This window comes from Variovorax sp. OV700 (assembly GCF_900099805.1).
In the GTDB taxonomy this organism is placed as follows: domain Bacteria; phylum Pseudomonadota; class Gammaproteobacteria; order Burkholderiales; family Burkholderiaceae_C; genus Variovorax.
Genome location: NZ_FNDR01000005.1, coordinates 234,364 through 248,176 on the forward strand (window position 1 = coordinate 234,364; position 13,813 = coordinate 248,176).

A 13,813-nucleotide genomic window follows, 5' to 3' on the forward strand; every position below is an offset into this window, starting at 1 on the left:
TGGTTCAGACCAGGAACGTAGGCTCATGGGGTTTCCCGGACTTGTTTTTCTGCTGCTTGCTTCTCTGCTCATGACGCGTGTGCTGAATCTGCCGACTGTTTCCAATAATCTTCGTCTGGGGGGCATGTCCCTTCTGGCGCTGGTGCTCCTGCTGGGCTGGGACGCCACCGGCGGCGACCTCGTCCTCGCGCGGCTCGCGGGCACGCCCATGGGGTTTCCGCTGCGCGACAACGCCTTTCTCGTCCATGTGATGCACGAAAGCGCCAAGAACCTGAGCTGGCTGCTCGTGATTGCGCTGTTCGCTGGCATCCGCTGGCCGCTGGGCATCCTGCGGCGGCTGCCGGTTCGCGCCCGGGCGCAGTTGGCTTTCACCGTGCTGCTTTCGGTGGTTGCGGTCAGCCTGCTCAAGCACGCAAGCCATACGAGCTGCCCCTGGGATCTGAAGGAATTCGGCGGTGTGGCAAGCCACGTGTCGCATTGGGCATGGAAGGTCTATGACGGCGGCCCGGGCGGGTGTTTTCCAGCCGGCCATGCCTCTGCGGCCTTCGCGTACCTGGGCGGCTATTTCGTGCTGCGCCGGGTGTCGCCGCGCTCCGCGCTCGTGTGGCTCGGCGTGTCGCTGGCCGCGGGCCTTGCGCTGGGGCTGTCGCAGCAGCTGCGAGGCGCGCACTACATGAGCCACACGCTGTGGACGGCGTGGATCTGCTGGGTGGTGGGCTTTGCCATCGACCTCGTCGCCGCACCCCGGGCCCCTCGACTGCCAGCAGCCCAGCCTGCCGTCCTGCATGCAGGATCTTGATGTCGCCCTGTTCGCGCTGATCAACGCTGGCGCCGCGGCACCTGCGTGGAGCATCTATTTCGCGCGCTTTGCCTCCGATGTGCTGCCGGCTTTGCTGGCTGTCGCGATCATCGGCGGGGCGGCTCTCGACCGGCGCTTGCGCTATGCCTGCTTTACCGCGCTGGTCAGCGTGCTGGCGGTATGGCTCTTCGTGAACGTGTTCCGTTCGGCCATCCCGTTCCAGCGGCCCGCTTTCTATGGGCTGGGCATCCAGTGGGCGCCGCAGGGCGCACGGCCGGGGTTTCCCAGCCTGCATGCCGCATGCACCTTCGCGGCGGCATTTTCCCTCTGGTGTCTGCCCTGGCGCGCGCCCATGTTCGCCGCGCTGGCAGTGGCCGCGGTGGTCGGGTGGAGCCGGATATTCCTGGGACTGCACTTTCCGTTCGACGTGGTGGTCGGCGTCATGCTCGCCGCCCTGGTGTCGATCGTGGTGGAGCGCGGCGTCAGCCGGCCGCTGAACCTGGCGCTCAGGGCCTACATGCGGCCCAGGCTGAGAGCAAGAAGGGCCCGAGTCTGAACGCCGGCTGAACGCGCAATTCAGGCTTCCTTCAGTTGCGCTTCCTACAGTCGGCGCATGTCATTTTCGCGAATCGAACCCGCGCCCGCGCGGAGCATTGGCCCGTCCGCGGCCGGTTTGCCGTACCTCGCGCCTGCAGGCGCGCTCTGGGGGCGCTTCGATCGGTGGCTTGCCGAGCCGCGCTCGGCGCAAAAGCTCGTCGTGTGGCTGGGCATCTACCTGGCCGCGGCCGCCAACTGGCCGCTGTGGAACGAACTGGCGCGCATCGGCGGTGCGCCCAGCACCTACCTGCCCACCATCGCCGCCATGGCGGTGCTCATGATGTGCGCCACCGTGGCGCTGCTGTCCTTCACCGCGTGGTCGCGCTGGATGAAGCCGCTGTGGTTCGCGGTGGTGCTGCTGGCCGCGTTCGTCCAGCACTACATGCTCGAGTACCGCGTGGTGATGGACCCGACCATGGTCGCCAACGTGCTGCAGACCGACCCGAACGAGGCACGCGACCTCATGAGCTGGCGCATGGCGTACCACGTGCTGCTGGTGGTCCTGCTGCCGGCCCTGGCGCTCTGGCGCGTGCGTATCGTGCCGATGCGCTTCGTCTCCAAGCTCTGGCGCAACGCGGCGCTGCTCCTGCTGGCGGTGGCGGTGGCCCTGGTGGCCGCCGTGTCGATGAACCGGCAGCTGGCGCCGCTGATGCGCAACAACGTTCACCTGCGCTACATGATGAACCCGGTGGCGAGCCTCTATTCGGCCGGCGCGGTGGTCTTCAGGCCGATGTTCAAGCGCAGCCGCAAGCTGATTCCCATCACTGCCGGAACGACGCTGGGCGCGAGCTATGCCGGCCAGTCGCGGCCGCCGATGTTCGTGCTGGTGGTGGGCGAGACGGCCCGGGCCGACCACTTCGGCCTCAACGGCTATGCGCGCGACACCACGCCCGAACTGGCCGCGCGCGGCGTGCTGAGCTATCGCGACGTGCATTCGTGCGGTACCAACACGCTTGCTTCGGTGCCGTGCATGTTCTCGCCGCTCGGCAAGCAGGGCTACGAATCGCGCGACGACGACTACGAGAACCTGGTCGACGTGCTCCAGGCCGCGGGACTGGCGGTGCTGTGGCTCGACAACCAGGCCGGCTGCAAGGATGTCTGCGCGCGCATTCCGAACGCCTCCGCGTTCGACAGCCTTTCGCCGGCTCTGAAGAGTGCGCTGTGCGATGGGGAGGAATGCTTGGACGACGTGATGCTCAAGGGGCTCGACGAGCGCATTGCGGCGCTGCCGGCCGAGCGCCGCGCCAAGGGCGTGGTGCTGGTCATGCACCAGATGGGCAGCCACGGGCCGGCCTACTACAAGCGTTCGGCGCCGGAGGTGAAGCGCTTCCTGCCCGAGTGCAAGACCAACGCGCTGGCCGAGTGCGGGCATGCGGAGCTGCAGAACGTCTATGACAACTCGATTGCCCAGACCGACCGTTTCCTCGCCCAGACCATCGACTGGCTCAAAGCGCAGTCGAACCAGTACGACCCGGCCTTGCTCTACGTGAGCGACCACGGCGAATCGCTTGGCGAGTACGGCCTGTTCCTGCACGGCGTGCCCTACAGCTTTGCGCCGGAGGCACAGAAGCACGTGCCCATGGTCACCTGGTTCAGCGACGGCATGAGCCAGCGCCGCAAGCTCTCGCGCCCGTGCATGGAAGCGGGGCTCGATGCGCCGCTGACGCACGACAACCTCTTTCACACCGTGCTGGGGCTGATGGACGTGGGCAACTCCACCTACAAGCCCGCCCTGGACGCGCTCGCGTCCTGCCGCAACAAGACCTGAAGCCGCGGCCCGCTATTTCTTCTCGCGGGGCAGCCGCCCCATCAGGAAGAACTCGGGGTTCGGCTGCATGCCGCTGAAGCTCGCAAGCCGGTTGCTGAGGCCGAAGAAGGCGGTGATCGAGGCAATGTCCCAGACGTCTTCATCGTCGAAGCCGTGGACATGCAATGCGGTGAAGTCCGCATCGTCGATCTCGTGCGAGCGTTCGCAGACCTTCATCGCAAAGTCGAGCATCGCGCGCTGGCGCGGCGTGATGTCGGCCTTGCGGTAGTTCACCGCCACCTGGTCGGCCACCAGCGGCTTCTTCTCGTAGATGCGCAGCAGCGCGCCGTGCGCCACCACGCAGTAGAGGCACTGGTTGGCCGCGCTGGTGGTGGTAACGATCATCTCGCGGTCGCCCTTGGTGAGCGAACCTTCCTCTTTCAGCATCAGCGCGTCGTGGTATGCGAAGAAGGCGCGCCACTCGGCCGGACGGCGCGCGAGCGCGAGGAAAACGTTGGGCACGAAGCCGGCTTTTTCCTGCACCGCAAGAATCGCGGTGCGGATGTCTTCCGGCAGGTCTTTCAGCTCGGCGAGAGGGTAGCGGTCGGCCATTTTTCGTCTCCTGGGTGGAATGCCAGGATCGATCATAGGCAACCGCCGCTCCTTGCCCCGACCCGGGCTTCTGCGCCTACTTCAGCGCCTTGCCCTGCGTAGCGCCCAGCGGCGTGTGCAGCTGCGAAGCCACCCACTGGCCGAGGTTGTCGTCGCGGCCCTGCAGCAGGTAGCGCGTGTCGGGCTTGCCGTAGTTCTGCACCGCCATCGCCGAGAACTTGCCGATGTCGGTCTTCGGGTCGCGCAGGCGGTTCACGATCAGCACTTTCTTCGTGTCGGCGAAGTCGGCCATCATGTTCTGGTCACCCTCGCTGTCGCCGGCAATGAAGCACGGGCCATAGCCATATTTGCTGACCAGGAAGCGCTGGATGTTCTTGGTCTTGCCGGGGCCCTGGGTCTGGTCGTAGCCGCGGCGGAACTCAGGCTGGATCACGCCGTTGGCGTCGCGCTCCAGTTCCATGGCCAGCACGCGTTCGGGCGGGTTGTTGTAGCCGAAGGCGGGGTTCGACGAAATCTCCTTGATCACGTCGACGAAGGATGCCGAGCACACCCACACATCGAAGCCTGCGCTCCGGAAGGCGGCGTACAGCTCCTGCATCTCGGGCTGCAGCCGCAGGCCGTTCTTCCAGCTGACCGAGACCACGCCCGCCTGGCCCGGCAGCGCGGCCGGCGAGGTCCACTTGACCTTGGCCACGGGCTCCTTCAATTGCCACGCCACCGTGTCCGCCGTGAGCTTGCGCACCTGCGCTTCGGTCATTCCGACGAAGAGGTAGGTCACCCACGGGTAGGCCGTGTCGTGGTCGAAGGTATCGCCGATCGCTTCGTACAGGTAGCGCACCTTGGTGGTGAAGGCGATGTAGTGCGGGCTCAGCTTCACCGCGGCCAGCGGTTGGCTGCCCTTGAGGCCGCTGTAGTTCTGGTAGAGCCAGGTGTAGCTGGCCACGATGTCGGGCACCAGGAGGTCGATGTTGACGGGCTTGCCTGCCGCGTTGTTGTGCGCGGGCAGGAAGTCTTTCTTCGGGATGTTCTTGCGCAGCGCCACTTCGAGCTGCGCAGGGGTGGCGCCGAACGCCAGGTTTTCGAGCTGGTAGATCAGCGAGGCTTCCTCGATGTCGAGAAACACGCTGGTGTTGTCCCAGTCAAAGACCACGTAAGGTGGCTTTGCGGCGCTGTAGCCGGAGCTTTGCTTGCCAAGGCTGGCGATCAGGCCTTCGATCTGCGCGCGGTTGAAGGCATCCCAGTGGCCGGGCGACAGCGTGGTGGACGCGTTGGGGGCCAGGCTGGCGCAGCCCGTGGCGGCGAGCGCGGCGGCGAGCGGCGTGAGAAGAAGCAGGCGTCGTTGCATGGGTTTCCTGTTGTTGTGCGGCGTTGATGGAAGCCCGAGCGTAGAGAACGCTCGTGACACTTCGACAGGGACCTACGCATCAGCCATGCCAGCCCAATGGGACGGCGTGTCGAAGCCCGCCGGCTGCCGTCCCAAATTCGCGAAGCAAAGCCCGCCTATTCGGGCAAGGAGGGCGCCGGGCGGCCCGTCTCGAGCACCGCGAGATCGCTCTCGTCCTTGAGTCCGACCCCGGTGAGCCCCCTTTGCAGCGCCTCCCGCATCAGCCACGCCAGCTTGAACGCGGCGGCTTCGCAGGGCAGGCCTTCGGGGCGAACGTTGGAGATGCAGTTGCGCTCGGCGTCGTGCCGACCACGCTTGGGCGAATGGGTCAGATAGATGCCGAGGCTGTCGGGCGAACTGAGCCCCGGGCGTTCGCCGATCAGCATGACCGAGAGAGCCGTGCCGAACAGTTCGCCCACCTCGTCGGCCAACGCTACACGCGCCTGCGTGGCGATGACGACGGGGGCAAAGCGAGTCTCGGCCGGCAGATGCGAGCGCAGCGCAGCCAGCAGGGGGGCGGCATGGCGTGCCACGGCCAGCGAGGACAGGCCATCGCCGATGACGAGGCAGACGTCGCAACCGGGGCTCCCAATCGCTCGCAGGCGCTCCGCGTCGGCGGGGTCGAGTTGGCGGCCAAGGTCGGGGCGCCGCAGGTAGGTAGTGCGGTCCTCGGCGCGGCTGCGCGCCCGCATCACCTGCCAATTCTGTGCTTGCAGCGCGGCCTCGAGCGCGTCGACGTCGAGTGCCGCATGAATGGCGTCGCGCGCCATGGCATGCGCCCAGCCGAAGCGCAGCGTCTCGTCGGTCGGCATGCCCGCACCGGCGCGGCCCAGCGCCAGCCGTGCGGGAGTGGCCGCACGCCACTGCGCCCAAGGGTTCGGCGTGACGGGGTTGTTGTCGCTGCTCATTGCCCGAGTGCGGTCAGCCCGCTCATGTCCGCCAGCAGGCGGTTGGCCGAGGGTGGCGCAAGCTGTCCCGCCGCACCGGTGATCTGCATGCGCTGCAGCCAGGCCTCGAATTCGGGTGCGCGCTTCAGGCCCAGCGTCTGGCGCAAGAACAGCGCGTCGTGGAACGAGGTGCTCTGGTAGTTGAGCATCACGTCGTCGGCGCCCGGAACGCCCATGATGAAGTTGATGCCCGCAGTGCCGAGCAGCACGAGCAGGTTGTCCATGTCGTCCTGGTCGGCCTCGGCATGGTTGGTGTAGCAGATGTCGCAACCGAGAGGCAGGCCCAGCAGCTTGCCGCAGCAATGGTCTTCGAGCCCGGCGCGGATGATCTGCTTGCCGTCGAAAAGATATTCGGGCCCGATGAAGCCGACCACCGTGTTGATGAGCAGCGGCTTGTAGCGGCGGGCCAATGCATAGGCGCGCACCTCGCAGGTCTGCTGGTCGACACCGAAGTTGGCGTTGGCCGAGAGCGCGCTGCCCTGGCCGGTCTCGAAATACATCACGTTGTTGCCAACGGTGCCGCGGTTCAGCGCGAGCGCCGCGGCATAGGCCTCGTCGAGCAGCTCGGGCGTGATGCCGAAAGAGAGGTTCGCCTTCTCGGTGCCCGCGATCGACTGGAACACCAAGTCGACCGGCGCGCCCGCTTCGGCGAGCTTGAGCGTGTTGGTCACATGCGTGAGCACGCAGCTTTGCGTGGGAATCTCGAAGCGCTGAATCACTTCGTCGAGCATGTGCAGCAGCCGGCCCAACACCTGCATGCTGTCGGACACCGGGTTGAGGCCGATTACCGCATCGCCCGCGCCATAAAGCAGCCCGTCGAGCGTGGAGGCCGCCACGCCGCGCAGGTCGTCGGTCGGGTGGTTGGGTTGCAGGCGCACGGCCAGGTGGCCGGGCAGGCCGATGGTGTCGCGAAACCGCGTGACCACGCTGCATTTTTTGGCGACCGACACCAGGTCCTGGTTGCGCATGAGCTTGGACACAGCCGCCACCATCTCGGGCGTGAGGCCCGGCGCCAAGGCTGTCAGCGTTTTGGTGGTGGCCTGCTCCGACAGCAGCCAATTGCGGAAGTCGCCCACCGTGAGGTGCGACACCGGCGCAAAAGCCTGTGCGTCATGGCTGTCGATGATGAGCCGCGTGATGTTGTCGCTCTCGTAGGGAATCAGCGCTTCGGTCAGGAACTGCTTGAGTGGCGTCTCGGCCAGCACGTGGCGCGCCGCCATGCGCTGCTGCGCAGTGGCCGCGCCGATTTCCGCCAGGTAGTCGCCCGAGCGCGCCGGGCTGGCCACGGCCATGACCTGCTTCAGGTCGTCGAAGGCGAAGACCTGGCCGGCGATGGTGGTGCGATAGCGCATCTTTCTTTCTTCACGCAATGGTGCTCGAGGAAAGCATCTCGTCGGGCGCCGCTGCCTTGCGCTGCGCCGAGGTCAAGAGGAAGTAGCCGTACGCTGCCGCCATCAGCACGATGAACAGCAGCGTGAGCATGGCGTTGAACCACACCATGGCACCGAGGCAGACCACGCCAAGCCCGAGCGCGATGGCCGGAAACACCGGGTAGAACGGCGCGCGGTAGGTTCGCAGCAGGTCGGGCTCGCTCTTGCGCAGCTTGAAGAGCGCGGCCATCGAGATCAGGTACATCACGATCGCGCCGAGCACGGCCATGGTCACGATGTTGGCGGTGAGCGTCTGGCCGCCGAACTGCACCCACTCGTCGCTGAAGATGGCCACCACGCCGATCACGCCGCCGGCCAGCAGTGCGCGGTGCGGCGTGTCGAAGCGCGGGCTCAGGCCGGCGAAGTAGCGCGGCAGGTAGCCTGCGCGCGCCAGCGCGAAGATCTGCCGCGAGTAGCCCATGATGATGCCGTGGAACGAGGCAATCAGCCCGAACAGGCCGATCCACACCAGCATGTGCAGCCAGCCGCTGTTGTCGCCCACCACGGCCTTCATGGCCTGGGGCAGCGGGTCGTTGATGTTGGCGAGCTTGCGCCAGTCGCCCACGCCGCCCGCGAAGATCATCACGCCGAAGGCCAGCACCACCAGCGTGACGATGCCCGTGGTGTAGGCGATGGGAATGGTGCGGTGCGGATCGCGCGCTTCCTCGGCCGCCATGGCCGCGCCCTCGATGGCCAGGAAGAACCAGATCGCGAAAGGTATCGACGCAAAGATGCCGGAGATGGCCGCGCCGTCGAGCACGCTGCCCCCGGCCCAGCCGTTGGCCACGAAGTTGGCCAGGGTCCAGCCCGGCGTGACCACGCCCATGAACACCAGCAGTTCGACAATGGCCAGCACCGTCACGAAGAGTTCGAAGGCCGCCGCAATTCCGACGCCGATCCAGTTGAGCCCGATGAAGATCACGTAGGCACCCAGCGCGAACCACTTCGGATTGATGCCCGGAAACTGCACGTTGAGATACGCCCCGATGGCCAGCGCGATGGCCGGCGGCGCAAAGACGAATTCGATGAGCGTCGCAAAGCCCGCCACGAAGCCACCGGTGGGACCGAAGGCGCGCCGCGCATAGGCGAAGGGGCCACCCGCATGCGGAATGGCGGTCGAGAGCTCGGTGAAGCTGAAGATGAAGGTGGTGTACATGGTGGCCACCAGCACCGTGGCGACCAGGAAGCCGAGCGTGCCGGCGGTGTTCCAGCCGTAGCTCCAACCAAAGTATTCACCCGATATGACCAGGCCCACTGCAATGCCCCAGAGCTGGATGGGGCCGAGCACCTTCTTCAGGTGGCCGGTGCCGGCCGGAACGGCGATGGTGGCGGCCGGTGTGGCTTCGATGGACTGCATGGGGCTTCCTCTTTTGGCGGATGTTGACAGTGCACATGCAGCAAAGCAAGGGCTGTTCCACCGCTGGCCATAATCATGCTTTCCCCATCCTTCGAGGTATTCCAGTGAAGTCTTCTTCGTCGTTCTTCTGCGCCGCTTTCGTGTCTCTGTGTGCCGTGTCCGCTGCGTGGGCGCAATCCACGCCCGTCACCACGCCGAGCGGCCTCGTCTACCAGTCGCTGAAGGAAGGAACCGGCGCATCGCCCGCGGCGACCGACGTGGTCAAGGTGCACTACCGCGGTACCTTCCCGGAAAGCGGCAAGGAATTCGACAGCTCCTACAGCCGCGGCGAACCGACCGAGTTTCCGCTCAACGGCGTGATCCCGTGCTGGACTGAAGGCGTGCAGAAGATGAAGCCGGGCGGCAAGGCCAAGCTGACCTGCCCGCCGGCCATTGCCTACGGCTCGCGCGGCGCGGGCGGCGTGATTCCGCCGAACGCCACGCTCAACTTCGAAGTCGAGCTGGTGTCGGTCAAGAAGCGCTGAGCGCTCCTCGCTCGCTGATGACGATCAACCTGGCTGGTACTGAAACAGCCAAGTCTCGGTGAGCGTCTTTTCGCCCGTCTTCAGGTAGAGCCGCATGTCGATGGGCTCGTTGCCTTCGGGCGTGAAGTCGAACTGCGCGCGCCAGTGGCCGGGCACGCCGTTGGGCACGGCTTCGGCAAAGACGTAGGAGAACTTGCCGCGTGGCGCGGTCAGCACCAGCTCGGGCTTCACGCCGAAGGGTACGGTGGTGAGCGGCTGGCCGATGAATTCGACCATGAACTTGCGCACACCCGGCGGGCGCGGCTGGCCCGGCTGTCCGCCGCGCCCGATGCGCGTGCCCACGCAGCGCGCGAGCGGCGACGGAAACGGCTCCTGGTCGGTCCAGTGCAGGCGGTACTGCAGGCTGTAGCTCGCACCCGCCTTGGCATCGGCTTTGGGCACCCAGAAGGCGACGATGTTGTCGTGGATCTCGTCGTCGGTCGGAATCTCGATCAGCTGCACCGAGCCTTCGCCCCAATCGCCCAGCGGCTCGATCCAGAGGCTCGGACGCTTCTCGTAGTTGACGCCGTCCTGGTAGTGGTCGAACGATCGATCGCGCTGCAGCAGACCGAAGCCGCGCGGCCGGGTGTCGGCAAATGCCGAGGCGCGTGTTTGCGTCGGGTTGTTGAGCGGGCGCCAGATGCGCTCGCCCGCGCCGTTCCAGATGGCCAGGCCGTCGGAGTCGTGGACTTCGGGCCGCCAGTCGATGGCGGTGGGCTTGATGGTTTCCGAATACCAGTACATCGAGGTGAGCGGCACCAGCCCGAGGCGCGACACGTCGCGGCGCAGGAACAGGCGCGCGTCGATGTCCATGATGACGGCCTTGCCGCGCTGCATCACGAACTTGAACACGCCCGTCACGCTCGGCCCTTCGAGCAGCGCGTAGACCGTCATCGAGGTGGTGTTGTTGGCGGCCGGCGTTTCGAAGTAGTAGCGCGTGAAGGTCGGAAATTCTTCAGGCTTGTCGGGCACCGCCACGTCGAGCGCGAGGCCGCGCGCCGACAGGCCGTACTGGTACAGCTCGCCGATGGCGCGGAAGTATGAAGCGCCGAGGAAAGCGACCCAGTCGTTCTTCTGCCAATCGAGCTTGCCCTGATCGCCCAGCCGGCTCTCCTGCAGGCGGAAGCCCGCAAAGCCCGCGCCCGGCGGCAGCGCGCGCGCGGGGCTGTCGGGCGGCATCGAGAAGTAGGAAGGGCTGTAGAGCACCTCGCGCGCAAAGGCATCGCCGTCGGAATTTTCCAGCACGTGCATGCGCACCGGCGTCTGGAAGAAACGGCCGAGGTGAAAGAAGGTGACGGGAAAGGCGCCCGGCCCCTCGCGGAAGAGTGCATTGGCCGGGTCGAACTTGATCTTGCCGTGCGCGTCGTAGTCGATGCGCTCCAACACGTCGGGCGCGAGCGGCGCTGCGGCGGCATACGGCTGCGATGCCAGTCGCTTGGCCTGTGCGACCAGGCGGTCGAACGAGAAGGGCGAAGGCTGGCTCAGCTGCAGGCCGTTGGCGGCCAACGCCTCTTCAGGCAGTCCAAGGGCGGCGAGTGCGGCGGCGGCACCACCTGCGGCAAGGAAGGATCGGCGATCAAGCATGTGTTTCTTGAGGGTTGCGAGTCTTGAAAATACGTTGGGAAAGACGCGAGGGGATGCAAGGGGCGATGCGGCATCGTCGGCGGGTGCCGGTCGGTTGCTTCGGAAGAAAACCATCCTAGCGCAGCCCGCGCGGGGATTTCGCGGCGAAGAGCGTCGAGCATGCCCGGGTGGCCGCGCATTCCGCGTCAGCCAACCTGCGCAATCCGGGCCGGACAAGGCCGGGAATTGCGCATCCGAGGAAAAATTTGTGCGTTTATGTATCGGCGTTGTCCGCCGCGCTCAGCGCATAGACGGCATAGAGCGACACGCCAAGCAGCATCAAGATCAGCGGTGCGAACAAGGTGTAGGGCAGGCCGAAGCCTTCTAACACCCGGTAGGTAGAGTCCAGGCGCAGGCGCGGATGGCCTTGCGTCAACTCGGCGGCGCTGCGCAGCCCCCATCGAAACTCGGCGCCGGTGGGTCGCACCGATGGATGCTGCGCGGCGCGGCCCACCCCGAGCCAGCACATCGCATCGAAGGCCAGCACCGAGCCTGCGGGCGCGCGCTCGTTGAAGGTCGCGAGCACGGCCTGCACCTGCTGCGGCTCCAGATACATCAGCACGCCTTCGGCAAATAGGAACACCGGCTGCCCCTCGCGCTTGCGCGGCAGGTCGAGGTGGCCCCACCAATGCGGCGAGGTGAGGTCAAGCGCGCGCGCATCGTGGCGCGTGTTGGTGTCGGGAATGAGCTCGCGGCGCAGCGCGAGCACCTCGGGCAGGTCCGCATCGGTCATGCGGCACTTTCCGTCATCCAGCCATTGAAAGTAATGGCTGAGTCCGCAGCCCATGTTCACCACGCGCGCTCCGGGGTGCTGCTTGAGGAACTCTTGCGCCAGGCTGCGGAAGCGCCGCGTGCGGTTCAGGATGCCGTAGATGGTCGTCCGGTCTTCGGGAAGGGCCTGCCCGTCGTCGCGGATCTTTTCGAGGATGGATGCGGCGTAAGCGTCCCGTACCGCCAGCTGCGGAAACATCGCATCGCCCGATGCGCGCGCGGCGAGGGGAATCCGCAGGGTGGAGGGCACGGCCGACAGGCTTCGCGCGGGCTTCTTGTTTGTTGTCATGGGCGCTGGCACAGGGGCATGCGCAAGTCTGGCTGCTCCCTGCGCGGGGAGCAAGTCAGCTTTTCGTTAACCCTGGACGCGCCCATGTCCATGTGCTCCGGCGGCGCCTGTCGTCGCCACCTGCAATCGACGCCTACTTCGCGGTCGGCATCACGAACTCGGCACCCTTGCCGATGCTTTCGGGCCAGCGCTGCATGATCGACTTCTGCTTGGTGTAGAAGCGCACGCCTTCCTCGCCGTAGGCATGCATGTCGCCGAAGAGCGAACGCTTCCAGCCGCCGAAGCCGTGCCATGCCATCGGCACCGGGATCGGCACGTTGATGCCGACCATGCCCACCTGGATGCGGCGGCTGAACTCGCGTGCCACGTTGCCGTCGCGCGTGAAGCAGCTCACGCCGTTGCCGAACTCATGGTCGTTGACCAGGTCGACCGCGTCCTTGAAGTTGGCCACGCGCACGCAAGAGAGCACGGGGCCGAAGATCTCTTCCTTGTAGATGCGCATCTCGGGCGTGACATGGTCGAACAGCGTGCCGCCCATCCAGAAGCCGTCGCCGCAACCCTCGCCGGCCTTGCTGGCGTCGAACTGGCGGCCATCGACCAGCAGCTTCGCGCCTTCTTTCTCGCCCTGGGCGATGTAGCCCGTGATGCGCTCGTGCGCCGCGCGCGTGACGATCGGGCCCATCTCGGCCGCGAGGTTCTCGCCGTCGAGCACCTGGAGCGTCTTCGTGCGTTCGACAAGCTTCGGAATGATCTTGTCGGCCACGTCGCCCACCAGCACCGCGACGCTGATCGCCATGCAGCGCTCGCCGGCCGAGCCGTAGCCGGCGCCGATCAGCGCGTCCACCGTCTGGTCGATGTCGGCGTCGGGCATGACCACCATGTGGTTCTTCGCACCGCCGAGCGCCTGCACGCGCTTGCCGTTGCGGGCGCCGGTTTCATAGATGTAGTTGGCGATGGGCGTGGAGCCCACGAAGCTCACGGCCTTGACGTTGGGATGCTCGAGCAGCGCATCGACCGCGGCCTTGTCGCCCTGAACCACGTTGAAAACACCGTCGGGCAAGCCCGCTTCCTTGAGCAGCTCGGCCATGCGCAGCGAAGGGGTCGGGTCGGTCGGGCTGGGCTTGAGAATGAAGGTGTTGCCCGCGGCAATGGCCACCGGGAACATCCACATCGGCACCATCACCGGGAAGTTGAAGGGCGTGATGCCCGCCACCACGCCGAGCGGTTGGCGCAGCGTCCAGTTGTCGATGCCGGTGGAAACCTGGTCGGTGAAGTCGCCCTTGAGCAGCTGCGGGATGCCGCAGGCGAACTCGACGATGTCGATGCCGCGCGAGACCTCGCCCTGCGCATCGGTGAACACCTTGCCGTGCTCGGCGGTGATCATGTGAGCCAACTCGTCCTTGTGCAGGTTGAGCAGCTCCAGAAACTTGAACATGACGCGCGCGCGGCGGATCGGCGGCGTGTCGGCCCACTTGGGAAAGGCGGCCTGCGCGGCGGCCACCGCGGCATCCACGTCGGACTGGGCGGCGAGCGCCACCTTGCCCGTGACCTTGCCGGTCGCCGGATTGGTGACGTCCTGCGTGCGGGTGGAGCTACCGGCGGCGTGCTGGCCGCCGATGAAATGGGCAATCTGCTGGGTCATGGATACCGCCAAGAGTGAAGTGATGCGACAGTCTAGGAAAGGGAGGGCCGCC

12 protein-coding genes are annotated in these 13,813 nt (G+C 66.3%); 4 read left to right on the forward strand and 8 right to left on the reverse strand.

The features are described 5' to 3' along the window. Positions 1–124: 124 nt before the first annotated feature. The 3 genes from BLR24_RS13925 to BLR24_RS13935 are packed head-to-tail and all read left to right on the forward strand — an operon-like array spanning position 125 to position 3,164. On the forward strand, positions 125–799 hold the full coding sequence (locus BLR24_RS13925) for a phosphatase PAP2 family protein (protein WP_254787285.1): 675 nt from the start codon (positions 125–127) through the stop codon (positions 797–799). After that, positions 786–1,355: a phosphatase PAP2 family protein gene (locus BLR24_RS13930; protein WP_093017755.1), complete on the forward strand. Its 570-nt coding sequence runs from the start codon at positions 786–788 to the stop codon at positions 1,353–1,355. Before BLR24_RS13925 ends, BLR24_RS13930 begins: the two co-directional genes overlap by 14 nt. A gap of 57 nt (positions 1,356–1,412) precedes the next feature. Beyond that, positions 1,413–3,164, forward strand: a complete 1,752-nt coding sequence (locus tag BLR24_RS13935; protein WP_093017757.1) for a phosphoethanolamine transferase — start codon at positions 1,413–1,415, stop codon at positions 3,162–3,164. 12 nt (positions 3,165–3,176) lie between these two features. Here the strand turns inward: BLR24_RS13935 and BLR24_RS13940 are convergent, their stop codons facing one another. The 5 genes from BLR24_RS13940 to eat form a co-directional block, all read right to left on the reverse strand. After that, positions 3,177–3,755: a peroxidase-related enzyme gene (locus BLR24_RS13940; RefSeq protein ID WP_093017759.1), complete on the reverse strand. Its 579-nt coding sequence runs from the start codon at positions 3,753–3,755 to the stop codon at positions 3,177–3,179. A 76-nt stretch (positions 3,756–3,831) separates the two neighbouring features. Then, positions 3,832–5,100 (reverse strand): HAD family hydrolase, encoded by a 1,269-nt coding sequence (locus tag BLR24_RS13945; protein ID WP_093017761.1) that lies wholly within the window; start codon positions 5,098–5,100, stop codon positions 3,832–3,834. Positions 5,101–5,255: 155 nt separating this feature from the next. Further along, positions 5,256–6,047 carry an ethanolamine ammonia-lyase subunit EutC gene (gene eutC / locus BLR24_RS13950; RefSeq protein WP_093017763.1) on the reverse strand — a complete coding sequence of 264 codons (792 nt, stop codon included), beginning with the start codon at positions 6,045–6,047 and terminating at the stop codon, positions 5,256–5,258. After that, positions 6,044–7,438, reverse strand: a complete 1,395-nt coding sequence (locus BLR24_RS13955; RefSeq protein ID WP_093017765.1) for an ethanolamine ammonia-lyase subunit EutB — start codon at positions 7,436–7,438, stop codon at positions 6,044–6,046. The genes eutC and BLR24_RS13955 overlap by 4 nt, the downstream gene beginning before the upstream one ends. Before the next feature lie 10 nt (positions 7,439–7,448). Next, the gene (gene eat / locus BLR24_RS13960; RefSeq protein ID WP_093017767.1) at positions 7,449–8,873 is read right to left on the reverse strand and encodes an ethanolamine permease; all 1,425 of its coding nucleotides are present in this window, start codon (positions 8,871–8,873) and stop codon (positions 7,449–7,451) included. A gap of 104 nt (positions 8,874–8,977) precedes the next feature. On the opposite strand from eat, the gene BLR24_RS13965 reads away from it, so the two are divergent. Further along, on the forward strand, positions 8,978–9,397 hold the full coding sequence (locus tag BLR24_RS13965) for an FKBP-type peptidyl-prolyl cis-trans isomerase (protein ID WP_093017769.1): 420 nt from the start codon (positions 8,978–8,980) through the stop codon (positions 9,395–9,397). 24 nt (positions 9,398–9,421) lie between these two features. On the opposite strand, the gene BLR24_RS13970 is transcribed toward BLR24_RS13965, so the two are convergent. From BLR24_RS13970 to BLR24_RS13980, 3 genes are all read right to left on the reverse strand, one after another. Beyond that, a complete protein-coding gene (locus BLR24_RS13970; RefSeq protein WP_093017771.1) occupies positions 9,422–11,020 on the reverse strand; it encodes an OpgD/OpgG family glucan biosynthesis protein in 1,599 nt (532 codons plus the stop codon). Between the two features lie 253 nt (positions 11,021–11,273). Continuing rightward, positions 11,274–12,119: a class I SAM-dependent methyltransferase gene (locus tag BLR24_RS13975; RefSeq protein WP_175543269.1), complete on the reverse strand. Its 846-nt coding sequence runs from the start codon at positions 12,117–12,119 to the stop codon at positions 11,274–11,276. Positions 12,120–12,252: 133 nt separating this feature from the next. Further along, complete coding sequence (locus tag BLR24_RS13980; RefSeq protein ID WP_093017773.1) at positions 12,253–13,761, reverse strand: CoA-acylating methylmalonate-semialdehyde dehydrogenase; 1,509 nt, start codon at positions 13,759–13,761, stop codon at positions 12,253–12,255. Positions 13,762–13,813: the final 52 nt, after the last annotated feature.